Raw genomic sequence first — 24,061 nt, forward strand, 5'->3', positions numbered from 1 at the left:
CTCTCCTAATAGAATTAGGAAAGAAGGCAGAGCCCGCTTTCCTAATTCGATTTATGTCTTCTGTAAAGGATATAACTTCTGCGCACATAATTCAACGGAACACTCCACACATGTACAAGCCGGGTAAACGGCCAGAATGCAAAAATCGCAAAGCCCATAAGTATATGAAGCCTGAAAGACATCGGTACGTCTCTCATCAGAGTCGGGTCAACACGGAATATGAATAAACCGCGGAACCAGATCGAGATCGTCTCCCGATAATCGAATTCCGGCTGTACCGCATTCGTTACGAGAGTCGCGAACATCCCCATGCATACAATGGCCAAAAGCAATACGTTTACAATCAAATCAGACGCTGTACTTAAACGGCGCACATTGCGCATTGTAAAACGACGAGAGGTAAGAATCAACATACCGAGGAATGTCATCGCTCCAAATATTCCACCAACATAAACTGCTCCAATATGATACAGATGATCGTTTACACCCAGTGCATGCATCCAGGTTTTTGGTATGCCCAAACCGGATACATGACCCATAATAACTGGGATAATACCCAGGTGGAATAAGAGACTTCCGATCATCAATTGTTTTTTTTCAATAAACTCACTTGATTTTGCTGTCCAATTGAACTGGTCGTTTCTATAGCGGAAAATATGCCCTACAATAAAGACCACCACGCACATATAAGGGAAAATAACCCATAAAAACTGCTCTAGCATCATCATTGCGCGGCTGCCTCCTGTTCTACGCAAACTTTAAGCGTTTCACGCAGTCCCTTCACCAAATGAAAATACGGGCTTTCCATTTTTTCCAGCGCTTTAAGCAAATGATATGTGCCGTCTTCCAAGATCGCGATTGGCATGCGGAAGTTTTCTGTCGTCTTCGGATCTTGCGACCATTCGGCGGCATACAGAAATTCACACATGAGCGGCAGGTAATCTGGCAGCTCTCCATCTGGCATTTCAAGACCATACATCTCGTATAGCACCTTTAACTTGACCAACATTTGTCCCCGTTCTTTTGCATCTTCGAATTTAAAGTAAGTCATATATAGTGCACAATTTTTTTGAAAATCAAAGGTTTCTGTATACATTTCCTGAATCTCTTCCATACTGAACTCTTGCATAAGGGACCAGTAGGTGTTCGCATACGTATATGCCGGATGGTTCGGATCAAACGATGTTTCCAGAAAAGCCGGATGAAAATCCAGCTTTTCCGGGTACATGAGTTGCTGAGCGAAAAACCCGAATGATGGCTTGCATTCATACAACTTCGCTACATTAATCACGCCAAATACCCCCGTAGAAGTTTTCTTCATACATTTCTTTGCCCGTTTTCAAAGGCTCTTCCATCCCCATCGAACTTGCCATACTACAGCCGTCACATCCAGAGCCTGAACCCATGTTTCCCATGGTATCGCCGTAACCAGCAGATCCTTGAGCTCGGTACGGGTTCGAATATCCTTCTTTATGCGATGTCGGAATGACGAAACGATCCTCATACTTGGCAATCGCCAGAAGTCGATACATCTGCTCGGTCTGCCGCGGTGTCATGCCGATGCGCTCAAGACGGCTTTCATCGAAAGATTGTCCTGTGGACTGGGCACGCATATAGGAGCGCATCATAGCCATTCGCTGCAAGGATTCCTTCACGGTTTGCGTGTCGCCCGCCGTCAGCATATTGGCAAGGTACTGAATGGGGGTACGCATCTCTTCGATAGCCGGAAAGATCATATCGGGATTCTCAATCGAGTCTTTCCCTTCAAAGTAATTCATGATCGGACTAAGTGGTGGCACATACCAGACCATAGGTAATGTGCGGTATTCCGGATGAAGCGGGAATGCCAGCTTGTGCTCAATGGCAAGCTTGTAGACCGGCGAGTTCTGGGCTGCTTCAATCCAGTCCTCCGAGATACCGTCTTTTCTCGCTTGAGCAATCACTGCCGGATCACTTGGATCCATGAACAGGTCGCACTGCGCTTTGTAAAGTTCTTTCTCATCCTGCGTAGAAGCGGCCTCAAGCACCCGATCCGCGTCATACAGCATAACGCCGAGGTAGCGAATTCGTCCTGTACATGTCTCGGAGCAGACTGTCGGCAGGCCAGCTTCCACACGTGGGAAACAGAAGGTACATTTTTCCGCTTTGTTCGTCTGCCAGTTAAAGTACACTTTTTTGTATGGACAGCCCGTCATGCAATACCGCCAGCCGCGGCAGGCTTCCTGATCGACGAGCACGATTCCGTCCTCGTCCCGTTTGTACATGGCGCCCGAAGGACAGGACGCGACACAGCTTGGATTTAGGCAATGTTCGCAAAGCCGTGGGAGATACACCATGAACGACTTCTCAAAGTTAAATTTAATCTCTTCTTCGATTTTCTGAATATTTGGATCAAGCGGACCGGTTACATGCGCACCCGCCAGGTCATCTTCCCAGTTTGGGCCCCACTCCAAATCCATTTTTTCACCTGTTACCGCAGAATGCGCGCGTGCCACAGGTGAATGCTTCTGTTCTCCGGCGTTGGTCAGTTGCTCGTAATTGTAAGTCCAGGGCTCATAATAATCTTTCATTTCCGGCATGTCTGGATTGTAAAAAATCTTACCCAGTGCTATCTTGGACAGCTTGTTGCCTGACTTCAGTTCCAGTTTCCCTTTGCGGAGCTGCCAGCCACCTTTATATAATTCCTGGTCTTCCCAGCGCTTCGGATAACCGATACCGGGTTTGGTTTCCACATTGTTAAACCACATATATTCCGCACCTTTGCGGTTCGTCCAGGTTGTTTTACATGTCACGCTGCACGTATGACAGCCAATACATTTATCCAGGTTCATGACCATGGCAATTTGAGCTTTAATCTTCAAGCCAGTTAACCTCCTTCATTTTACGTACCGCAACGTACACATCACGCTGGTTGCCGATCGGACCATAATAGTTGAATCCATAACTAAGCTGAGCATATCCACCGACCATCTGGGTTGGTTTGAGATGAATTCTTGTCGGTGCGTTATGACTACCGCCGCGTGTATCCGTGATTTCGGAGCCTGGCACTTGAATGTGCTTATCCTGAGCATGGTACATGAACATCGTTCCTCTTGGCATCCGGTGGCTGACAACAGTCCGGGCGGTTACGACGCCGTTACGGTTGTATACCTCTACCCAATCATTGTCGGCCAGATCGTGTGCCTCTGCGTCTTCGTTGTTGATCCACACCGTAGGACCTCCGCGAAACAGTGTCAGCATGTGCTGGTTGTCCTGATAGGTGGAGTGAATATTCCATTTACCGTGCGGTGTCAGATAACGAAGCACAAGTGAATCTTGCCCGCCTTTTATTTCCCGGTCGCGAGGGCCGAACACCATCGGCGGCAGCGTCGGTTTGTAGATCGGCAATGATTCCCCAAATTGTTGGAAAATCTCATGATCAATATAGAAATGCTGTCTTCCCGTCAAAGTACGAAACGGAACGAGACGTTCAATATTCGTTGTAAATGGTGAATAGCGGCGTCCCTTCTTGTTCGATCCAGTGAATACTGGTGTCGGTATAACTTCCCGTGGCTGTGCCGTGATACTTTGGAAAGTGATCCTTTCCGCTGCCCGATCGGCCGAGATGTCTTTGAGTTCCACACCGTGAAGCTCTTCTGCCTGCTCATAAGCCTTTTGCGACACCCGTCCATTAGTCGCGGATGAAAGGTGAAGAATTGCATTGGCCACTTGGCGAGCTGTCTGGATTTTGGGCAGCCCATCTTTAATGGACTCATCGTAATAAACTCCGTTCAACTTTTTCATTTCCTCATATTCGTCCGCTACGGAGAAGCTGACGCCATGCGCACCTGCTTTCCCAGTAGTCAAATTAGGACCGAGTGAGATAAATTTATCGTGAATTTTAGTATAATCGCGTTCGATGATGCTGAAATTCGGCATGGTTTTACCCGGAGTCGCTTCAATCTCGCCCTTCGTCCAATCCTTTACAAGACCCATCGGCTGTGAAATTTCGCCTATACTATCATGTGCGAGCGGCGCGGTCACAAGGTCTTTATATATTCCTGGTAGATACTCTTTTGCCATATCCGAAAAGACTTCGGAAAGCTGGCGGTAAATATCCCAGTCCGCGCGGGATTCCCACAGAGGGTTAACAGCCGGATTAAATGGATGCACGAAAGGATGCATGTCTGTTGACGACAAGTCTGTTTTTTCGTACCAGGTTGCCGCCGGAAGCACGATGTCCGCGTACAATGGAGTTGTTGTCATCCGGAAATCAAGTGCAACCATCAAATCAAGCTTTCCTTCTACATCTTCTCTCCAGACGATTTCCTCAGGTTTCTGTTCTTCATTCGGCCGGGCAAGCAGGGCATCAGATGCTCCGAGTAAATGTTTCATGAAATACTCTTGCCCCTTCGCCGAACTGGAAATCAGATTTGACCGCCAAACAAAGAGTGAACGCGGGAAGTTCTCGGCTGCCCCAGGATCTTCTACAGCGAAGCGTGTCTTACGTGATTTAATCTCTTCCACAGAATGATTAATGATGTCCTCGTTGGACTTCTTGCCTAATTGCGCAGCCTCTTCGGCGAACAGTAGACTGTTTTTATTAAACTGTGGATAAGAAGGTAGCCAACCCAGACGCGCTGCGAGCACGTTGTAGTCTGCTGGATGTCTGTAACTGACATCCCCGCCAATCGGTGACTTCAAGGTGTCTGTTCCACTTTCTTCGTAACGCCACTGCTCTGTTGCAAAGTAGAAAAACGATGTAGCATTTTGCTGTCGAGCTGCCCCTTGCCAGTCTTTTGCAAAGGCAATCGTTGACCAGCCTTCGATTGGGCGGAGCTTTTCTTGACCCACATAATGCGCCCAGCCTCCACCGTTTACGCCTTGGGAAGCAGTCAACACGACAAGATTCAAGATGGACCGATAGATCGTGTCACTATTGAACCAGTGGTTGATACCCGCACCCATAATAATCATGGAGCGCCCTTTAGTATCGATAGCATTTTGAGCAAATTCCCGAGCAATCTGTACCACAACAGACGCCTTCACACCTGTGATCTTCTCCTGCCAGGCAGGGGTATAATGCGAAGCTTCGTCGTAATAATTCTTGGCGTTATGAGGGCTGTCATTGCGTGCGACACCGTACTGGCTCATCATCAAATCGTACACGGTTGCTACGTAACGTTCCGAGCCATCTGCCAAGCGTACTTTTTTGGCTGGAATTACACGTTTGAACGTTCCATTACCGGCGTTATCAAAGTAAGGGAATACGACTTCTTCCCATTGCTCGCCATGACCTTCCACAGTGAGCGCGGGCTCAACCTTTGTTCCATCTTCCCGTTCCAGAATCAGGTTCCATTTCTTATCCTGCTCCCAGCGCTGTCCCATCGTACCGTTCGGGACCAGCATTTCCCCCGCCGCTTCGTCATATATGACCGGCTTCCAGTCCGCATGCGGCGAAGCATCCCCCAGGTCACTCGCCCGTAGAAAACGTCCACCTTTCCAGGCTCCCTCGTGTGGATCAAGCAGAATCATAAACGGCATATCTGTATATTGTTTGGCATAGTTAATGAACATCGGTTCTTGGCGCTCTCTGTAAAACTCATCCAAAATAACATGCGTCATAGCCTGGGCTATGGCAGCATCTGTACCCGGATGTGGTGCAAGCCAGTTGTCAGCGAACTTCACATTCTCCGCCAAGTCGGGAGCCACGGATACGACTTTTGTTCCCTTATATCGTACTTCCGTCATAAAATGAGCGTCTGGCGTCCGGGTAAGCGGTACGTTCGATCCCCACATAATCAGGTAACCCGCATTGTACCAATCAGAAGATTCCGGTACATCCGTCTGTTCACCCCAAATTTGAGGAGATGAAGGCGGAAGGTCGGCATACCAGTCATAAAAACTCAACATCTGTCCACCGAGAAGCGAAATGAATCGGGCTCCTGAAGCGTAGCTTATCATTGACATCGCCGGAATTGGCGTAAAGCCCGCGATCCGGTCGGGACCATACTTACGAATGGTATAGATGAGTTGCGCCGAGATCAGGCGTAGGACATCGTCCCAAGCGACACGGACATGACCACCTTTTCCGCGAGCTGCTTTGTAGAGCTTGGCTTTCTCCGGATCTTCCACAATGCTTGCCCATGCTTCCACCGGATTGGCATGTTCCTGAATGGCTGCCTGCCAAAGCCGCAACAGCTTACCGCGCATATAAGGGTATTTCACGCGTAATGGACTGTATTCATACCAGGAAAATGTAGCCCCACGCGGGCATCCGCGCGGTTCAAATTCTGGCATATCTACACCGCAGGAAGGATAATCGATCTGTTGATTTTCCCAGGTAATGATGCCGTTTTTGACAAAAACCTTCCAACTACAGGAACCGGTGCAGTTCACTCCGTGAGTCGTCCGAACCACTTTGTCATGAGACCAACGCTGACGATACACGTTTTCCCATTCTCTATTTTTTTCCTCAAGGATTGACCAATTTCCCGAATAGCTTTCGATCGGTTTAAAAAAGTTGAGGTTGTATTTCTTTTTCATCGATGACCAACACTCCTTTTTAGAAAGAATCATCCCAACGCAAGTTCCAAGGGAAGACTCATTCGCTTACTCTCATTATGTAATTCATTCATCTCTGTTCCCATTAGGGAATGTCCTATAGCGCTACAGGAAATCCCTCGTTCTATGGAAAGATACAAAAAAGCCTCCCTCTGCTAAAGGGAAGCTTGTATGAAGTGGTTAATTGTTCTTTTGGCCCGTTAACAGGAGCATGATAAAAGAAATGAGTATAATAGAGCATGTCCACGCCCAGGCCATAGGAAGATGACCAGCATCCACCGCAATATAAATGGCCGTCGGAATTGTTTGTGTTTTACCCGGAATATTTCCGGCAATCATCAGCGTAGCACCAAATTCGCCCAGGCCGCGGGCAAAACCGAGTATAAAGGCAGCCTTAAAAGAAGGGAAAATTAAAGGGAAGGTGATATATCGAAAAACCTGCCATTCACTTGCACCCATCGAACGTCCCGCGTTTTCCAAGTCCCGGTCAACAGAAGACAATCCCATTCTCAGCGTCCGATAGACAAGAGGAAAAGCCACTACCACCGCTGCTATAACCCCAGCCCACCACGAGAATATAATAGGTTCTCCAAACCATTGCTCCACAAAACGTCCAAACCCGCTTTTTCGTCCAAGTAATATGAGCAGTAAAAAACCAACAACCGTCGGTGGGAGTACCAAGGGCAGCATAAGCACGGTTTCAACAACCGTTTTCCCTTTAAATAATCCTAACCGCGACATTGACCATGCCACAAGCAAGCCTAATATGATTACCAGAACGCTGGATAACAGTGCAACCTGCAACGATAGTCGGATAGGAGGCCAATATTCATTCCAATCTATATCTTGCATGCTCACTTCGGTATGGTAAATCCATACTTAGCCATAATATTCAGAGATTCTTGCGATTGTAGGTATGCATAAAAGTCTTCGGCTTCTTGAATGTGCTTTGTAGCTTTGACAATCCCGATTGGATACTCAACAGGTGAATAGGTTTTGGGAGCCACCTCAAAGGCGATTTTTGCCTTTTGTGAAGTCAATGCATCTGTTTTATATACAAATCCGACATCTACATTCCCAGTTTCCACATATTGCAGCACTTGTCTAACGTCTTTCGCTTGAACCAGCTTGCTCTGTAACGTGTCCCAAAGCTTCGCTTTCGTCAGTGCTTCCTGTGCGTAGTTGCCCGCTGGAACACTTTCAGGAATTCCGATCGCAACTTTCTTCACTTCTTTTTTTGTTAAATCGGTTACACTCGCGATGTTCATCGTCCCGTCTGCAGGGATAACCGCGACCAATTCGTTCGTCAGCCACGTTTTTTGTTTTTTCGTATCTATTAACTGCTGATCAACAAGGGACCTCATGTTTTTGGTCGAAGCGGATAGGAACAAATCCGATGGCGCTCCTTGCTCAATTTGTTTTTCCAGCGCACCAGAGCCGCCGAAGTTAAAATTCAATTTGATGCCTGTATGGATCGATTCGTATGAATGCTGAATTTCTTTGAGCGCATCCGTTAAACTTGCTGCTGCGGATATGGTAAGCTCAGTAGTTTCAGCCGTTTTCGAAGATGTCTGGCTGGAAGATCCATTCTGACCGGCGCTGCCAACATTTGAATCTAGTTGTTGTTTCGTACCGCATCCTGAAAATAATAAAATGATGGAAATAACCAAAACGAAAACAGTGCTACTTTTAATGAATTTTTGCATTTGGTTCGGCTCCTCATGTAGTTCATCATCAATTAATCGGTTTCGCTATTAGCTGTGCCTGTCTTGTACGTTCGATTAGTGTACAATTTTCAAGAAGAATATGATTAAAAATATCTGCTTCCAGGTCTTCTAACCGCTTCAATACGAGTCGGTGCGTACCACAAGCTTCCTGCATTGGCTCAAAGCCGTTTGTGATCAAGCGCATTTCCTTCAGGAATTCCACCACCGTTTGATGTTCGTCTTGCAACTTGGATAAAATTGAATTCAATGCATCTGCTCGTTCCACTGTTGATTCTTGTAAAAATGCTTCAATCATCGGAAACACAAGGTCCTCCTCATTTTGAATATGTTCCGATAATTCCTGTTTAAGCAAGGTGAACAGTTCATTAACTCGCTTTAGATGCGGATAACGTTCGCCGTGAACCCGCGTTAGTTTGGTTACATACGGCGTTAACGCCGATAGCTCTTCCCGAAGCTTCGTATGATACTCATTTTGAATATAGGCGATTAGTTCTTTGGGTTCGAGTGAAGGAGGTTGCATTTGCTTATGCTGTGCCTGCTTTTCTTCCACTTCATGTATCTGCGTCAGCAGCTCACCAGCGTGGAGGCCTCGATTGGCTGCTGCTTCACGGAGCGATATTTTCCCTCCACAGCAGAAATCAATCCTCAGTTTGCGGAACAGATCTCCCGTTTTGGGTACTACTTTCACAATGTCCGCCACCCATGTTTCTTCCGTTAACTGGCTCATCTTCCATTCCTCCATCTTACTTCGATTTTGTGCTTAACTTTCATTCTACGTCTCCCTTAAAGCTGAACCAATCAGGGGGTTCCCTCTTTCACTAGTGGAAAGAGCCTGATTATAAAAAATCAGAAAGCAACTGTTCAGCCGCTTCTTTCCCTTGAGCGATGCAATCTGGAATTCCAACGCCCCCATAGCCGGCACCGCATAGAAAAACACCCGGTAAATACTGTGCAAAGTCCTGTCTCATCTTCGCCATATGCTCTTTGTGTCCAATCGGATATTGCGGCATCGATCGATCACACCTACTGACTTCTGTGAATTCCGGTTCCGCTTCCAGGCCCATTAAATCTTTCAAATCCTTGCGCGCGGCATCCACAAGTTGATCGTCTGTCATCTGAATCCACTCCTGTGCACCTGCATGTCCGATATAGGTCCGTAAAAGCGTATATCCTTCAGGAGCAGTATGGCTCCACTTCGTCGAAGACCAAGTGCATGCGGTAATCTTTTTGCCTTCTTTGCGGGGGACTAGAAATCCCGTTCCCTCAAAAGCAAAATTAAGATCTGTGTTTTTATAAGCAAGGGCAATATTGGCTACGGAAACATAGTGAATCTTGTGTAACCAGCTAGCGCTTGCAACGCCGGAAAATAATGCAGCCGCTTCAAAAGCTGGAACAGCACAAATCACCGCATCCGCATCTATTTTTTGTCCATGTTCTAAAATGACCTGATAACCGTTTTCTTTCCTTACTTCAACTACACCTTGCCCCATAACAAAACGTACGGTATCCAGCCTTTCCTTTAGCCGCTCCACGATCGTAGATAATCCTAGCCGATAAGAAAGAAACATACTTTTCTTAGCGATATCCGGCAGTTTGTCTTGTACTGCTGGCTTTCTTCCCGCCCCTTTAGACATACCCTTAATCAAACTTCCATGCTTTTGTTCCATTAGTTTAAATTGAGGGAAAGTTGACATAAGGCTCAGAGAATGAGTATCCCCAGCGTAAATTCCAGACAGCAGAGGTTCTGTAATCTGATCCAGAACTTCTTTGCCGAGACGCCGTTTGATAAAATCCCCTAGAGATTCGTCCTCATCACCTTTCTTCGCTGGAATGAATAAATCCAAGGCTGCCCGTGCTTTTCCCAGCGGAGAAATAAGCCCTGTCCGAATGAAGGGGGTGAGCTTTGTTGGAATGCCCAGAATGAAGCCCATCGGCATCGTATGAAGTTTGCCCTTATGCAAAATGCAAGCAGATTTGGCTTTCGGGTTTGTCGATACCAGCTCTGCTTCCAGCCCCAACTCCATGGTCAGATCCAATATTGCTGTCTTTCTGGCCAAGAAAGCATCTGGTCCTTTTTCGATCATAAAATCGTTTTGGCGAACGGTTTGTAGCTTTCCTCCCAGACGTTCACTTTTCTCCACCAGTGTAATCTCTACTTCAAGCTGCCTATCCTCAGCCAGCTTTTTCACATAAAAGGCAGCACTTAAACCGCTTATTCCTCCACCGAGAATAACGACTTTTTTAGAACTTTTTTTCATGAAAACACTTTTCCTCTCCAACTCCGGGTATATAAGCACAATAAGGGTCACTCTCCAAATAGTCTCCTGTTATTGCAAAAGCCCTTGCTCTGGAGCCCCCACAGACGGCCTTGAATTCACAGACTCCACATTTACCTTTAAGTAGGGACTTATCTCTAAGATTCATCATGATCGGAGAGTTGCGATAAATATCTGCCAGGCTATCCTTTCGTACATTCCCGCACATAAGAGGCAGGAAACCGCTCGGGTATACTTCGCCGATATGACTAATAAAAACAAATCCATCTCCATCATTTACGCCTTTAGGAGCACGTCCTAAAACATCTGCCCTCTTTTGTCCGTCTGCTACACTGCTCTCACCTGCTCTGTGCTTTTGCTGCAGTACGACCCTCCGGTAGTGAGGAGCTTCTGTAGCCTTCACGCCGTACGGCATCTGTTGCTGTATTTGATACAACCATTTCATTACGGCTTCATGCTCATCAGGAGTAATCATATCTTTCTCCATGCCACGTCCGGTTGGAACAAGGAAAAATAAACTCCATAACACGGCCTGCATTTCCTTTACCCTTTCTGCAATTTGCTCCAGATCATGAAGGTTGTACCGGGACACCGTCGTGTTCACTTGAATAGGGATGTTCAGTTCCTTTAAATAACCAATTCCTCGCATGGTCGTATCGTAAGAACCCACTGTACCCCGAAAATGATCGTGAATGTCTGCACATGAACCATCCAGACTAAACGCCCACCGCGATAACCCAACTTGCTTTGCTTTTTCTACCGCTGCTCGTGTCACTTTAGGGGTGGCACTGGGGGTCATTGAAACCGACAGATTTTTCTCTTCAATTGCATATCGAGCCAGTTCAAACAGATCAGGACGCATTAAAGGATCTCCGCCTGTGAATACAACCAACGGATGATTCATTTCAGCAATTTGATCTATCAGCTTCTTACCCTCTTCTAATGTCAGCTGGCGAGGATCAGGTTTGTACTGAGCTTCCGCTCTACAGTGAAGGCACTTTAAAGCACAAGCTCGTGTAACCTCCCAGATGACTATAAACGGATCTGTATGATAATCACGCGGCGTTTTCAAAGATATCATTGATGTCTCTCCTTTTAGAAGTATAAAAACAACACAAAAACATAGAGCATCATTGAAAATCCAATTTCCGCCATGCCAACTTGTTTTGCCTTTAATCCGAGTTTAGGAAGCCATATGGCTCGTATCAAAAAAATCAAAAAAGGAACAAACAGAGGTAACTTTAACCAGGTAGCAAACAACAAAATCACCAAGTGATAGATGATGGAAGCATAATGGTAACGTATATTTTTTCTTTCACGAATGATCGTTTTGACATACAAAGCAGTTCCGATAAAGTAAAGCACCAAAAGTAAGAATAGCTCTGTTGCTACTCTCCAATCCTCTCCTCCCCCCATATAAATAACAGGGTATATAAAAGAACAAAAGAGTAGAATTGCAACAATGTCATTGAGTAAAGCACGTTCATTTTTCGTTTTTGCAAAATAAATATTAGCCATAAAAAAGAGCAATAGAAGAACTCCATACCAGATCAAAGCAGGCTCAAACCATATCAGTGAAATTAACAAAGGAAGTAATATCACTCCGTATACAACGGCGGGTTTGCGGTATCTTTCACTGCTGCCTGTTTTGATCCATTGGAGGACAGGAACACTGAATAAGTAGATAAAAAACCAGCACACAAATAGGGGGATATGAATGAGTTCCCCTCGAGAAGCAGTTAAACCGAATAAAAATGGAAGAACGAGCATGGCCCAGGCTCCATGTTGATTAGGTATGTATCTGCTCATCCCCTTCAAACTCTTGATCCTTTTTTCACAATCTTTTTTATGTCTGTTATTTCGGTTAATCGATTCATCATCCATTCCCCCAAGATTGAGTTTTATCTTCTAACTTCATTCTAAGTATTATATGAAATTGAACCAATTAGGGAGTTCCCTTTTCCTTAGCGGGGAATATCCTAACCGGAAAAATAACGCTATTTTCTTATGCTATACTGTACTAAAAAAGGGAACAAAGAAAGGATGAACTGTTATGGGAGGACCTTCTTTACGTCAACTGCATGCTCATCATGCCATTCATCAAGGCGGGCTAACTGGCGCTCTAGATAAGACGAGAGAAGTAGAAGAATTACTCGAAGCAAAAGAATTCAAGGTGGCGCGTCAGGCTGCCGACCACTTGATCGAATATTGGGAAACCCGCATTCTCAGCCATGCTGATGCAGAAGAGGAAGGATTCTATCAGGAAATGGTCGAGAAAAAACCAAAACTGCAGGAGGCTGTCGTCAAACTTACACGGGATCATGACCTGCTCCGAATCATTGTAAAAGAGCTCAAAGCCGGGATCCGTGAAGAAGGGCTTACGCCTGAAGTTCTTCAGCAGTTCCACGCGCTTCTGGTTGTCAATGCTATTCATAGTCGGGAAGAAGAACGTTTGTTGTTTGAGGAACCGTCATGATCAAGATGTGGCATAACGATTCACTTTCTCTATAAAAACGTACCGAAGAAATAGTCCAACGCCTCCTGCGAGTATCTGTCATCTCCTTGCCAAGCTGCTACGGAATAAAAATCATGATTGCCGTGCTGTCGTTTACGAGGCGTGTCCTGTGGGACCAGCAGTCCGGCATATCCCCACACCTCCATGACTACATCACGCTCGTTTTTGCTGGATGGAAACACATCCTTCCAGCGCTTTTCCAATTGACGTGCACTGCTTTGAGCATCACAGTTCTGAACAGCTTCGAGCATGTTATGAAGTATAGCTAGATCCTCATCGGAAACCTGAACATCCTCTTCTTGACTGAACAATTCAAGGTCCATCCAGCAATATAGAAGGTGGTTCAGACGAATACCGCCCCATTTGATTCGTTCAAAATTCAGTACATTCAAATCTTCATTGACGTATTCATTATCAGACATCATTTTATTAAAATTACAATCCCCACAGCTACTGTAATTGGGCAGGACGACAGGCCGCTCACCATAGGTGTGCAAAGGAAGCCCAGCGGTTAATGCCCAGCTCGATAAGGCGCTTCGTAAATGAACCTTTTTCGTGGAAAGGCTGTGCAAAAATGCTGCTGCCACTCGCTCTTTTGTAGCCTTTTGCTGATGCAGCTCATGTAATCTGTTTATAATCTCGTTATGTGTAATGGTGATCGGATCGAACATCAAGCCCTTACTTTTGGCATATTCAAAATCCTCACCCGAAAAAGATCCCCGCTCCTGCTTCCAGCCGCTGGAGGACCAGAATGTGTTCATCAGTATTTTTTTTGCCTTTTTATCCACAACACATCTCCCTTACTCATCTCAACCCCTTCACCTCCAATACGAAGCTCAGGGTTGTAGTGCATTTTATGTAAGATTGCTATTCATCTTTATATTTAAAAGCAATGGCCGTATTTCCTGACCGGGGGTCAAAATAAGAAGAGATTTTCCCCCAGCTCAGTTCATATTCCATATAGGGGTAAGGCTTGGTTTGACGATAGCTTGGCTTCACGGACAAATGTTGCTGTAACAAACGATCATGCTCCCCTTGCCGCTTTCTCTCCCCTTCCTCAGACCAATTATCCCAAGAAGTTGGAAATTCATTGCCCTGAAGCGAAATCTCCACGACAATTAGGCTTGTATCCTTAAAGCATACAGACACAAAAAAATGCCGACGCAGCAAAGAAACCTGATCGAAATGATACCAGATGTAGTTATTCCCTAGCCTTCTTAAAGAATGAAAATATTTCGAATACCAAGTGGTCTCTAACAACTGATCTTCTGTTAAAGATGAGTAGATCGCACGCTCACCATCGATCTGAATGATTCCCGATTCCCAGTCATTCATTGCTGTCACTCCTTCAGCTATTATGCCAATCTCCTACAGTTACTCTCTGTCCTCATTTGTCCACATGATTGAAAATGGCCTGCCATGCCCGATCTAGCACGCGCGTATGTAATTGCTTGGCATAAACATTTCTAACGATGGCAAGAACGATCACACCCACGAATACAACACTGAGCAAAGTGATAGAGGGAACCCAATGGTCAAACATGGCATTCGCCAGCACTTGCAGCAAATGTCGTTCGGGTTGTAAATATTCCACCGCCGCAACGATGCCTGCTGCCAGCAATATGATCACAGATATGATCATAAGCATTACATTGATTACTTTGTATTTAGCAAGCTCTCGCTGAAAAATGCGAGTTCCCGCATATTGCTCCAGCACGATGATTTGCTTGTGAAAATCATTTTCCACCTGCTCTACAGGTAGGTTGTGCTTCTGAATAAATGCATGAGCTTTCTTCAATTCGGATTGAATAAATAAACTACTCTGGATAGCAGAACCTAACTGACCTAAAACATTCATATCTTTTCACTCCATTTTCGATAGCTTCTAAACTACGAGTATATAGGGTTGCCATGCTCTACAAAACTATCGGTTCCAGACCGCTCTCTAAATGAGCCTATTAGTAAAAATCAAAGTAACCCCGCCAGACTCCTTCATTCTGATGCTTGGCAAAATAAAAGCTGCCTCCATCTACAATATTCAATTGGGCTTTGGCATCTGAAGCAATCTGAAACACAAATTCATAGCCCTCGCCAAAGTCGATGCCCGATTGAACAAAGCTGGGATAGCCACCGATTTTGTGAACCGCATATATTTCCTCTACGATGTCCTCAAAGTCGGGTTCCTCCTCGTCCAAATGGTTGAGGGCATCGCCATATTCCTCAGGAATGTCTTCACCGTCCCAGACCGGATAGTCATTCTCTTTGAGCTCAGGGAATAGCGGGAACGCCTTGATTTGCATAAATGCCGGACCAAAATCTTTTTCGACCAAATCCTCTACCGACGTATACTCACGAATACACATATATCCTTCCATGTCCTCATGATCCAGTACATCGGGAGACAGAAAGACCGTCAACAGCTTGACACTGTGCATAGCCGGAGGAACAAAAGGCAAGGCAGGCAAATACAATTGCATGATCGGAGCCATAACATTCCCCTGTACATCAATGGGTTGCTCCTCCGTTGGCAAAGCCACTGTAACTCTACCAATCCAGCTCTGATCAAGGGAATCCGAAGGTCTGCGACCCCCTGTATGAAAAATAGTAGCTTTACGTTTCAGAATCGTTCTTAGCTTCTCAATAGCGTTGCTGGACAACGAAACCACTCCTTTCTAATCTAGAATAGAAACAGAACAACATCCTCGCCTGCTTTAAATCCAAACTCTCTTAATCGATCTTCCATCTCTTGAATCTGGCGCAGATAATCTTCCGGCACAGCTGGCAGACCCTGTTCATTCACTAATGTCCCGCCAAGTCTGGCGCGTGCATATTCGGCACTTTTCCACATCGCCTCAAACACAGTTTGCGGCTGTACGGTTCGTACCCCATCCATACTGAAAATCAAATCTGCAAAGCGATCCTCTGCGAGTGTACTCAACCAAAAAAATCCAGGCTCGGTTCCCGTATGTACGCTAAATAGTTCATCATAGCCTCCCAGCCCGTGATGGTGTGCATGGAAAATATCCATATCTCCCCACTCCATTCCGAGACTCAGCATGACATCCCAGATATCCGCTCCACGGTAAGATTGGCCTTGATCCGCTACCAGCCTAAGCATGACAGCATGTTCCCTTTCACCTTCCTGATCTGTAAATGCTTTAAGTTTTTCCGCTTTTGCACGTGCACGGGCAGCATCCTCCCGAGGAAGCACATGAACAGTGCCCTTCTCCTGAAAACGCGCTGGCAGTGTGTTCATAAAGTCTGCAACCTTGGCTTCATCTAAACGAATATGCATCTCTACATTATCGAATATATCTATACAAATACAGATTTTATCAAAATGGCATTCGCCTGCCGATCTTCGCCCCACACTAGTCCACATCTGTAAATCATGGACATGTCCATACACGATATATCCTTTGAGCAATTGCAAAATATCCTCATCTGACAACGTAAAACCACTGAATTCCACATCAATCAGCCAATAGATATTTGCATCAGGCTCCACTTGATGGATTCCTTTTATGGCCTTCACAGGCTCATGTTCCAACTCCACGGCAAGGATGCTAGATACATCCTCACTCCCATGTTCAGGTAAATTCATGAATCTCCCTCCTAGCTAGCTGTTTTCACTTTACAGTTTCCTATAATTCTCAATCTATATTAAACTATAACTCACCAAGCACAAAATAGTATAAAAACGGTGCTGGGTTGTTGAACATAACTTTTTAGAAACTTCACAGCTTCGAAAGGGGAGAACTCATGATGCAAAAACTTTGGCAAAAAGGGAAGGCTCTGTCTCTGCCTATTATGGTGTCCGCATCGCTAATATCTGGAGCGCTGTCTGTAAGTACACCTGCGGCGAATGCGGCTGCAACCAAGGAATTGCTTCAGCTATCCGGTCAGACTACTTACTATGGAGAGGTCGAGAATGGGCAGCCGAACGGACGTGGTACGATCAAATGGAGCGAATATAAGCAGTATTCGGGTGATTTTGTGAATGGCAAGCGCTCAGGTACCGGAAAATATATAAATCAATACACCGATGCAGATGGACAAAATCATAAAGTCGTATACAACGGCACATGGAGCAATGACACGATGAGTGGCAAGGGTACGCAGACTGAAAAAGTGACCCAAATGGACGGAACCGTACGTTCGAACGAGATCCAAGTAGGTACCTTTCAGAACAATGGATTACAGAGTGGCTACCAAGTGATCCACGCTGTGGCAGATCCAGACTACAGCTTCACTTATAAAAATAGCAAAGAAATACTAAATATCTTGCACAGTAATCAAGATCTGGTCCAAAGATGGCAAAAAGGAGATCTCTTCTCCGTAAATTATAAAAATGGCTCTGTCCAAAAGGAATACTCTATGTTCCCTGAAGAGACTGCTACCAAGGAACGTCAAAGACAAGCGTCTATCAAGTATTTCAAAGGAATTACCGCCAAGGTCACTCCTCACTTGCAGCAGTTTGAAAAGCTGTCCAAGCAGATTCCGCTAAAATAATTAATACGACGCGAAACATGCATTAGCCTCTACGCAAGAAGGCCTCTCTTTCTAATGGAAAGCTCCATTTGAAAAGAGGGGCTTTTTTCGTTTCGTTATGAATGACATATAAGAACTTCGGATCATAACACCTCCTACTATTCTCCCTTATGCCCCCTCATGAACTCATACAAATGACTTATTTTTCACTTAAATCCCCTCCTTTTTTTGCTAACCCCCACTAGATTCACTAAAATATAAGTAATTATTTTAATCATCCGAGGTGGACATCATGGCTAAAATTATGGTTCCTCCTGAGAAACTAGAGGCGGTTTCCAGGCAGTTCGCACAGGCACGTGAGCTGGGGGCACAAATTTGCGGACAACTGTCACAGCATATTCAGATGTTGGAAAATAGCTGGGCAGGAACAACACAGCAGCGCTTTTATCAGGATTTTCATAAAGCGCGTGGACAAATGGATGCTTTCACTCAAACTGTCGATTCTGTCAGCACAGAGCTGCGTTCCATTGCAGTAAAATTCAAGGAAACAGACACCCAAGCAGACACGGGTATTCCCAAAGGAGATCACAGCGGACAGATCGGCAGCAGTGAAGGGGCAACTTCCGGGAAAAAAGGACCCGATCCAGCAGATATAGCTATTAACAGCATTTCAGAAGCCAATAAATGGCGCGGGCAACTGGGATTTGCCGGAACAGCTATCTATAGCGGTCTGGCTTCCACACTTGTGCTCACCAAAACAGTAGAATTCAAGAAAAGTCTGAAGAATCCCACTCGAGCGGTTATACATAATGCGGCATGGGTGAATGGCAAGGGTAACAATGCGTTTATGCGTAATTTGGGCAAAAGCCTAAACCGCCAATTCGCTAAACCCGGTATTGTGATGAAGGGTTTAAAGGGCTTTGATCGTTTAGCTGGAAAGCTTCAAATGGGTAAGCTCGGCCTCGGATTCAACAAAGCCAATAGCTTTCCTCAGTGGACGCGGAACGTCATCGCCGGGGTGGAAAAAGGCCGTTACGGCATAGCCACCCGCCAAATTCCCGGCATGATTGCCAAAAAGCTATACCCTATTAATGCCACCATGAATATTGTGGGCGAGGGTATCAGTCTGGCTGGAAAATGGAAAAGCGGGAAGCTTACCGGAACGGATGTGGCTGTATCTGCTTCTAACGTAGCGATTAAAACCGCTGCAACTTATGGCGGTGCTGTTGCTTTGGGAGCCGTAGGCGGCGCTATCGGTGGTCCGGTCGGTGCAGCCGTCGGTGCTTACGTCGGCGGTACGGTGGGAAGCTGGGCAGGTGGAAAAGTCGCCAAATTCGCCGAAAAGGGGATACGTTGGGCCAGCAAACTATTTAAATGACATACACCTAACAGATGGAGAAGGAGCCTGACTATGGACAAACAAACGGTAATTTTAACGCTTGAGGAACTAGGCTTTGCCTTGACCGCACTGGGCGCAGAAGATATGGCTTCTGGTCTGCTCCAATCTTATTACGGGGAACTAACCGAAGATCGCTGGGAACTGCTTTTTCATGCCGCAACGCATAGCCTGATATCCAAGGGTTTGATGGAACAACGGGATGACGGGCAACAACAGCTCGAATTTGATGCGTTTATTGTTGAGATGCTAGCTCATCTGGTACAAAGCCGCCAGATGCTACGTGGCTACAAGGAGCAACAGGACAAGCAAAATACATTAACGATACACCATGGAAATGAACGTTTTCTGTATCATTTTTCCAGCCACAATGAACTCCATTTCTTTCGCTGGTCTTCCCCAGAAGACTGGCATCACGACATTGATCAATTGTTCGGCCTGCTTGCTTCGAACTTCAATGAGCACAGCCGATACGTCGATCTGACAGAAGAACAATGGAATGAGTTAACCTCTTCCAGCTTCAGCATGCAGCAAATGACAACGTGGAAGCTTCATGAGTCCGCTCAGCAAATAATACAAGACTGGCGAGAGGATTTTGATCGTAATCAGTGTAGCCTAGATAATTTGAGCCAGATGATATACGCGGATACGGATGAAGATGGACCTTCCGTTACAAATCTACTATTTGTTCTTAAAGGAACGAATGATGTGTGGATCGTAAGAAATACAGAACTGGATATGCAGGCCACCCCATGTCTGCGTATTGAAAGTGTAACCGAAGCTGACTGGAGAGAACGAATAACTTATTTCATTCAGGAGTTTGTACGCGACGAGGCGGTATTCCGTGGATAAAATTGTATATCGAAGATCTTTGGCATTTTGGAAAGCCATGGGCAGCTTGATGTTTGTGCTGATTTGTCTGCTTTTGCTGCTGCTCATTTTTATCGACGAAGATATCTCAGCTCTACAAATCTTCTTCTTTATTACGTCCGCCATTGTCGGACTTCCTTTTTTCGGTAGCTATCTTGTGGTTTGTTTGAGCAGAACGCTTCGTAAGGATACCTATCTGTTCATTTTTGACGAGCACAGCATTTCCGATGGTATTCGAACTGTCCCATGGTCTGCAATCACTAAAGTCGAATTCGAAGGGGCCTCCATCCGCAAATGGTTGCGCCCTCGCTTTCCCGCCTTTATTTTTCATCTGAATGACCACAGCACCTGGGAAGTCAGCACCGATTATGTGTTGAACGATGTTGAGCTAAACCAAGCCGGGAAACAACTTCGAACTCTCATTAACCAGCATGGCAAGCCAAAGAAAAAACGTTCCTGAATAGTGCCATTGAATATGTCAAAGCTTGTCTCTATCATATGCAGCTACAAGAGCCACAACCACTGCTGCCGAGTTGGCCGCAGCCAAATCAAGATTGGCGTCAAAAGAATCCGCCGCTTCTACACCAGCAAGATCAGACAAAGAACGGACAGCCAAAAACGGAACACCAAACTGGTACGCAGTCTGAACGACCGCGGCCCCTTCCATATCCGTCACTTTCGCTTCAGGAAACTGGCTACGGATAAAATGGGCGCGCTCAGCCTGGGAGATGAAAGAGTCAGCCGTCGTAATCAATCCGTTGACGATCTGCCCCTCAATCCTGGTCTCCGCCAGCGCTTCTGTCGCAAAAGCAAGCAGCGCTGGATCGACAGGATAACTTGCCGGCATCTGTGGCACCTGTCCGTAGGTATAGCCGAACGCCGTTCCGTCCACATCGCTGTAAGTCAGCTCGGTCGCCACTACAACATCGCCAACATGCAGCGCTGGATCGAGCCCACCCGCAGACCCGGTATTAATGACAAGCTCCGGGCTAAATCGCTCAATCAGCAGCGCCGTAGTCGAGGCTGCGTTCGCTTTGCCAATTCCTGATTGCAGCAGAATAACCTCCTTGCCCTCAAGCTGGCCTGTATAAAAAATCCCGTTCGCAATCTGGGTCATCTTTATCCCTTCGATCTGCGCTTTCAAATCTGCTATTTCTTCCTCCATGGCTCCGATAATCGCTATACTCAAAGTTCTTCTCGCTCCCTCCATGAATTCCTTGTATTCCAGCTTATACTTGAAAAATACCCGTTGCTGCGATGCGCTGCACCGCCTCCAGCAGCCTTTCTTCACTGTTCACCAGACTGACCCGCACATAAGAAGCTCCCGCACGACCAAAGCCTTCTCCAGGGGCGACCGCAACATGTGCCTCGTCCAATAAAAAGTCTGCAAATGAAGCGGATGTGTAACCCTCTGGCACCTTGAACCAGGCAAAAAAAGACCCTTGGGGAGCAGCTACATCCCAGCCAATACCTCGTAACGCTGCAATGAGAATATCACGGCGCCGCTCATATAACGCCGCGAGCTCCCGTACCGGTTCCTGCGTGCCCAGCAATGCCACAGCCCCCGCATCCTGCACCGCTCCAAAAACAGTGCTGTAGGCATGCGTATGATAATGCTTGAGCGCACCAATGATGGACGAATTTCCCACTGCAAAGCCGAAGCGCCATCCAGCCATGTTATACGTTTTGGAAGCCGTATACGTCTCGACGCCATATTCCTTGCCGCCGGGGATTTGCAATAAACTAATCGGCTTATGCCCGTCAAATCCAAGAGCACCGTAAGCAAAATCATTCATAACCGGAAACTGATATCGAGCGGCATAATCCAGCGTCTTTGTCAGAAAATCTGCAGTAGCTACTGCTCCAGTCGGATTGTTCGGATAATTAATCATGAGCAATTTGACCTGCTCTGCGATTTCTTCCGGCACGGTTGTATAATCAGGCAAGAAGCCATGCTTCTCATCAAGCGGAATCGTATGAATATGGGCTCTTGCCAGCGCAGCAGCGGAATAATATTGGGGATATGCCGGATCGGTGGTCAATAACCAATCACCGGGATTCAGCAGCGCCTGTGGAATCCCCATTACGCCTATGGCTGAGCCGTTGAATATGGCAACCTCCCGGTCAGGATCCAGCTCCACCTGATACTCCCGTTTATAGAACGCGGCGACAGCCTCCAGCGTGCTTTTTTTCCCATGAAAAGGTGGATAGCCCTGATTGATCGGTTGATCGACCGCTTCCTTCAAAGCGCTGATGATATGCGCCGGTGTTGGCTGATCCGGGTTGCCGGCTGCCAAATTGATTACATCTATTCCTTTGCTTTTATACAGATTCACTTTGTCATCCATTGCGCTAAAATAGTTGTCAGGCAGAGCCTTGACGAGATCAGAGGATGAAAAAATCACGTTCATCTCCACCTTCTATCCATAAGATACAGGCTGACAACGTCAGCCCGCAGAAGATAATACCCCATATTATTTGAAATAGCTTGGCAGCTTGTAGCCTTCATAATCAGGATTCGATTGGATGTACTTTTGGAATTCATCTGAATGATATCCTTCAATAATGTCTTTGACGAAGGGCTTATCCTTGTTCTTGCTGTCCACAGCAACCACGTTCGTGAACGGATCTGTCATATTTTCAAGCTTTAATGCCGAGGTCAGCTTTATTCCATTCGATACAGCAAAGTTCCCTTGTATAGCCGCAAAATCAACATCCTCTAGTGCACGTGGCCCCTGTGCCGGGTCGGTAGCAACAAATTGCAGATGATGCGGATTAGAGGTGATGTCGTTCACCGAGGTTTGCAATGGATCGATATTGTCCTTTAACGTAATCCAGCCTACTTCCTTCAAAATATTCAGCGCACGCAGCATATTGACTGGCTCGTTAGGCAGGTTGATTTGGGCTCCATCACTGATTTCGTCAAGGCTGGTATGCTTGCTGGAGTACAATCCCATTGGAGGAGTCGGGACCTGCACAGCACCAATCAGATCAATATTCTCCCGCTTATTCATAGAATCCAGGTAGAGCGAGTGCTGGAACACATTAGCATCAATATCCCCCTTAGCCACGGCTACATTGGGCTGAACACCGTCTGTAAACTCTTTATATGTAATCGTATAGCCTTTCTTCTCCAAATATGGAGCCACACCATTCTTAAACTGATCGCTATATGGACCGGGATTAAAGCTGATATGCAGTGTTTTCTTTTCTTCACCCGCAGCGTTGCCCAACGTATTCTTGCTGCCGCAGCCTGAAATAAAAAGCACGACTGCTCCCAGCAGCAATATAAATGAAATCCATGGTTTCTTCATTTTGATGTCTCCCCCTGCTCCTTGATATCATCTACTTTTGGTGAGTTAGAATGTTTACAGTCGCCCAAAATACCAAGTAACTTGATGCGTTTTATAGATATTACAATGATTTTTTATTCACTGTCAACAACATTTAATTACGCATCTTCTGCATAGCAAAAAAGGGGGCACAACAGGAGATCCCCTTGAAAGCAAAACACTTCACACGTTTGTCATATATTTCCGTTTTAAATATACCCCATAGGGGTACATTTAAAATATGTAATTAAAACCCTAAAGGAGCTGTAAATATGAGAATGCAATGGGCTTTGCTCGCTGGTACAATCATGATTATTTTGAGTGGGTGCGGAAACAGTAACACGCCGAACCAGGAGCACACGACAAACAGCAGTCAACAGCACGACACATCGGATATGAACCATTCCACTTCCAGTGAGCTTCCTACCGGACTAAAAGAAGCTGAAAATCCAGCCTTCAAAGTTGGTAGCCAAGCGACTATTCGAGCTGACCATATGGCAGGCATGAATGGGGCCACTGCCGCGATTGTTGGTGCTTATACGACTACTGCTTATACGGTCTCATATACTCCAACCACTGGAGAAGAAAAAGTGAATAATCATAAGTGGGTTATTCATGAAGAGATTAAAGATGCAGGCAGCGAGCCCTATGCACCGGGAACGGAGGTTATCCTTACAGCAGATCATATGAAAGGGATGTATGGGGCTAAGGCTACCATTGACTCCGCAGAACCAACGACCGTATATATGGTAGATTATACGCCGACTACAGGAGGGGAGCCTGTCAAAAATCATAAATGGGTGACGGAGAGTGAGCTTTCAGCCCATTAGACACTTACAACACAGGTGCTTATGATAGCAAAAGGGAGCCTGACATCGGCTCCCTTTATACGGCTTTATTTGAGTTTGGAC

At 46.0% G+C, this 24,061-nt stretch carries 24 protein-coding genes; 6 read left to right on the forward strand and 18 right to left on the reverse strand.

Translation table 11 applies throughout. The features are described from left to right. Positions 1-41: 41 nt before the first annotated feature. From narI to BM358_RS18935, 10 genes are all read right to left on the reverse strand, one after another. Complete coding sequence (gene narI, locus BM358_RS18890; RefSeq protein ID WP_028542277.1) at positions 42-725, reverse strand: respiratory nitrate reductase subunit gamma; 684 nt, start codon at positions 723-725, stop codon at positions 42-44. Then, positions 725-1,291, reverse strand: a complete 567-nt coding sequence (gene narJ, locus BM358_RS18895; protein WP_028542276.1) for a nitrate reductase molybdenum cofactor assembly chaperone — start codon at positions 1,289-1,291, stop codon at positions 725-727. The genes narI and narJ overlap by 1 nt, the downstream gene beginning before the upstream one ends. Next, complete coding sequence (gene narH, locus BM358_RS18900) at positions 1,284-2,861, reverse strand: nitrate reductase subunit beta (RefSeq protein WP_028542275.1); 1,578 nt, start codon at positions 2,859-2,861, stop codon at positions 1,284-1,286. The genes narJ and narH overlap by 8 nt, the downstream gene beginning before the upstream one ends. Next, entirely contained in the window at positions 2,851-6,525 is a 3,675-nt protein-coding gene (locus BM358_RS18905) for a nitrate reductase subunit alpha (protein ID WP_028542274.1), read from the reverse strand. The genes narH and BM358_RS18905 overlap by 11 nt, the downstream gene beginning before the upstream one ends. A 198-nt stretch (positions 6,526-6,723) precedes the next feature. Further along, a complete protein-coding gene (modB, locus tag BM358_RS18910) occupies positions 6,724-7,401 on the reverse strand; it encodes a molybdate ABC transporter permease subunit (RefSeq protein ID WP_028542273.1) in 678 nt (225 codons plus the stop codon). Next, positions 7,398-8,249: a molybdate ABC transporter substrate-binding protein gene (gene modA / locus BM358_RS18915; protein WP_028542272.1), complete on the reverse strand. Its 852-nt coding sequence runs from the start codon at positions 8,247-8,249 to the stop codon at positions 7,398-7,400. Before modA ends, modB begins: the two co-directional genes overlap by 4 nt. A gap of 28 nt (positions 8,250-8,277) precedes the next feature. Further along, a complete protein-coding gene (ric, locus tag BM358_RS18920; protein WP_028542271.1) occupies positions 8,278-8,997 on the reverse strand; it encodes an iron-sulfur cluster repair di-iron protein in 720 nt (239 codons plus the stop codon). Between the two features lie 109 nt (positions 8,998-9,106). After that, positions 9,107-10,528 carry a protoporphyrinogen oxidase gene (gene hemG / locus BM358_RS18925; protein ID WP_028542270.1) on the reverse strand — a complete coding sequence of 474 codons (1,422 nt, stop codon included), beginning with the start codon at positions 10,526-10,528 and terminating at the stop codon, positions 9,107-9,109. Further along, positions 10,512-11,627, reverse strand: a complete 1,116-nt coding sequence (locus BM358_RS18930) for a TIGR04053 family radical SAM/SPASM domain-containing protein (protein ID WP_028542269.1) — start codon at positions 11,625-11,627, stop codon at positions 10,512-10,514. The genes hemG and BM358_RS18930 overlap by 17 nt, the downstream gene beginning before the upstream one ends. A gap of 14 nt (positions 11,628-11,641) precedes the next feature. Continuing rightward, positions 11,642-12,430: a YwiC-like family protein gene (locus BM358_RS18935; RefSeq protein ID WP_028542268.1), complete on the reverse strand. Its 789-nt coding sequence runs from the start codon at positions 12,428-12,430 to the stop codon at positions 11,642-11,644. Between the two features lie 169 nt (positions 12,431-12,599). Here BM358_RS18935 and BM358_RS18940 point away from each other — a divergent pair, with 169 nt between their 5' ends. Continuing rightward, positions 12,600-13,022, forward strand: a complete 423-nt coding sequence (locus BM358_RS18940; RefSeq protein ID WP_028542267.1) for a hemerythrin domain-containing protein — start codon at positions 12,600-12,602, stop codon at positions 13,020-13,022. Between the two features lie 29 nt (positions 13,023-13,051). On the opposite strand, the gene BM358_RS18945 is transcribed toward BM358_RS18940, so the two are convergent. The 5 genes from BM358_RS18945 to BM358_RS18965 form a co-directional block, all read right to left on the reverse strand. Then, positions 13,052-13,849 (reverse strand): hypothetical protein, encoded by a 798-nt coding sequence (locus BM358_RS18945; protein ID WP_023989713.1) that lies wholly within the window; start codon positions 13,847-13,849, stop codon positions 13,052-13,054. Between the two features lie 79 nt (positions 13,850-13,928). Beyond that, on the reverse strand, positions 13,929-14,396 hold the full coding sequence (locus tag BM358_RS18950) for a hypothetical protein (protein WP_028542266.1): 468 nt from the start codon (positions 14,394-14,396) through the stop codon (positions 13,929-13,931). A 52-nt stretch (positions 14,397-14,448) separates the two neighbouring features. After that, entirely contained in the window at positions 14,449-14,919 is a 471-nt protein-coding gene (locus tag BM358_RS18955) for a DUF6097 family protein (RefSeq protein WP_028542265.1), read from the reverse strand. 100 nt (positions 14,920-15,019) lie between these two features. Next, entirely contained in the window at positions 15,020-15,718 is a 699-nt protein-coding gene (locus BM358_RS18960; RefSeq protein ID WP_028542264.1) for a DUF1963 domain-containing protein, read from the reverse strand. Between the two features lie 20 nt (positions 15,719-15,738). Then, a complete protein-coding gene (locus BM358_RS18965) occupies positions 15,739-16,665 on the reverse strand; it encodes a cell division protein ZipA C-terminal FtsZ-binding domain-containing protein (RefSeq protein WP_028542263.1) in 927 nt (308 codons plus the stop codon). 161 nt (positions 16,666-16,826) lie between these two features. On the opposite strand from BM358_RS18965, the gene BM358_RS18970 reads away from it, so the two are divergent. The 4 genes from BM358_RS18970 (at position 16,827) to BM358_RS18985 (ending at position 20,278) form a co-directional block, all read left to right on the forward strand. Then, entirely contained in the window at positions 16,827-17,573 is a 747-nt protein-coding gene (locus tag BM358_RS18970) for an MORN repeat-containing protein (RefSeq protein WP_028542262.1), read from the forward strand. A 271-nt stretch (positions 17,574-17,844) separates the two neighbouring features. Beyond that, a complete protein-coding gene (locus BM358_RS18975) occupies positions 17,845-18,930 on the forward strand; it encodes a WXG100 family type VII secretion target (protein WP_028542261.1) in 1,086 nt (361 codons plus the stop codon). Between the two features lie 33 nt (positions 18,931-18,963). Further along, positions 18,964-19,800, forward strand: coding sequence for a hypothetical protein (locus BM358_RS18980; RefSeq protein WP_028542260.1), 837 nt, complete (start codon positions 18,964-18,966; stop codon positions 19,798-19,800). Further along, on the forward strand, positions 19,793-20,278 hold the full coding sequence (locus BM358_RS18985; RefSeq protein WP_023989721.1) for a DUF5381 family protein: 486 nt from the start codon (positions 19,793-19,795) through the stop codon (positions 20,276-20,278). Before BM358_RS18980 ends, BM358_RS18985 begins: the two co-directional genes overlap by 8 nt. Positions 20,279-20,296: 18 nt before the next feature. Here the strand turns inward: BM358_RS18985 and BM358_RS18990 are convergent, their stop codons facing one another. The 3 genes from BM358_RS18990 to BM358_RS19000 all read right to left on the reverse strand — a co-directional run bounded on the left by BM358_RS18990 (position 20,297) and on the right by BM358_RS19000 (position 23,132). Then, positions 20,297-21,007 (reverse strand): 5'-methylthioadenosine/adenosylhomocysteine nucleosidase, encoded by a 711-nt coding sequence (locus BM358_RS18990; protein ID WP_028542259.1) that lies wholly within the window; start codon positions 21,005-21,007, stop codon positions 20,297-20,299. Positions 21,008-21,047: 40 nt separating this feature from the next. After that, complete coding sequence (locus BM358_RS18995; RefSeq protein ID WP_028542258.1) at positions 21,048-22,223, reverse strand: aminotransferase class I/II-fold pyridoxal phosphate-dependent enzyme; 1,176 nt, start codon at positions 22,221-22,223, stop codon at positions 21,048-21,050. 69 nt (positions 22,224-22,292) lie between these two features. Then, complete coding sequence (locus BM358_RS19000; protein WP_049828471.1) at positions 22,293-23,132, reverse strand: MetQ/NlpA family ABC transporter substrate-binding protein; 840 nt, start codon at positions 23,130-23,132, stop codon at positions 22,293-22,295. A 290-nt stretch (positions 23,133-23,422) separates the two neighbouring features. Here BM358_RS19000 and BM358_RS19005 point away from each other — a divergent pair, with 290 nt between their 5' ends. Continuing rightward, the gene (locus BM358_RS19005) at positions 23,423-23,980 is read left to right on the forward strand and encodes a YdhK family protein (protein WP_028542256.1); all 558 of its coding nucleotides are present in this window, start codon (positions 23,423-23,425) and stop codon (positions 23,978-23,980) included. Positions 23,981-24,061 lie beyond the last annotated feature (81 nt).

It is taken from the genome of Paenibacillus sp. cl130, from assembly GCF_900116035.1.
In the GTDB taxonomy this organism is placed as follows: Bacteria; Bacillota; Bacilli; order Paenibacillales; family Paenibacillaceae; genus Paenibacillus; species Paenibacillus polymyxa_B.

Excerpts from the sequence above, each read along its gene's own strand:
- narI (WP_028542277.1), bottom strand. The coding sequence starts at position 725 with ATGATGCTAGAGCAGTTTTTATGGGTTATTTTCCCTTATATGTGCGTG.
- BM358_RS18905 (WP_028542274.1), bottom strand. The coding sequence starts at position 6,525 with ATGAAAAAGAAATACAACCTCAACTTTTTTAAACCGATCGAAAGCTAT.
- modA (WP_028542272.1), bottom strand. The coding sequence starts at position 8,249 with ATGCAAAAATTCATTAAAAGTAGCACTGTTTTCGTTTTGGTTATTTCC.
- ric (WP_028542271.1), bottom strand. The coding sequence starts at position 8,997 with ATGAGCCAGTTAACGGAAGAAACATGGGTGGCGGACATTGTGAAAGTA.
- hemG (WP_028542270.1), bottom strand. The coding sequence starts at position 10,528 with ATGAAAAAAAGTTCTAAAAAAGTCGTTATTCTCGGTGGAGGAATAAGC.
- BM358_RS18930 (WP_028542269.1), bottom strand. The coding sequence starts at position 11,627 with ATGATATCTTTGAAAACGCCGCGTGATTATCATACAGATCCGTTTATA.
- BM358_RS18935 (WP_028542268.1), bottom strand. The coding sequence starts at position 12,430 with ATGGATGATGAATCGATTAACCGAAATAACAGACATAAAAAAGATTGT.
- BM358_RS18940 (WP_028542267.1), top strand. The coding sequence starts at position 12,600 with ATGGGAGGACCTTCTTTACGTCAACTGCATGCTCATCATGCCATTCAT.
- BM358_RS18950 (WP_028542266.1), bottom strand. The coding sequence starts at position 14,396 with ATGAATGACTGGGAATCGGGAATCATTCAGATCGATGGTGAGCGTGCG.
- BM358_RS18955 (WP_028542265.1), bottom strand. The coding sequence starts at position 14,919 with ATGAATGTTTTAGGTCAGTTAGGTTCTGCTATCCAGAGTAGTTTATTT.
- BM358_RS18965 (WP_028542263.1), bottom strand. The coding sequence starts at position 16,665 with ATGAATTTACCTGAACATGGGAGTGAGGATGTATCTAGCATCCTTGCC.
- BM358_RS18970 (WP_028542262.1), top strand. The coding sequence starts at position 16,827 with ATGCAAAAACTTTGGCAAAAAGGGAAGGCTCTGTCTCTGCCTATTATG.
- BM358_RS18975 (WP_028542261.1), top strand. The coding sequence starts at position 17,845 with ATGGCTAAAATTATGGTTCCTCCTGAGAAACTAGAGGCGGTTTCCAGG.
- BM358_RS18980 (WP_028542260.1), top strand. The coding sequence starts at position 18,964 with ATGGACAAACAAACGGTAATTTTAACGCTTGAGGAACTAGGCTTTGCC.
- BM358_RS19000 (WP_049828471.1), bottom strand. The coding sequence starts at position 23,132 with ATGAAGAAACCATGGATTTCATTTATATTGCTGCTGGGAGCAGTCGTG.
- BM358_RS19005 (WP_028542256.1), top strand. The coding sequence starts at position 23,423 with ATGAGAATGCAATGGGCTTTGCTCGCTGGTACAATCATGATTATTTTG.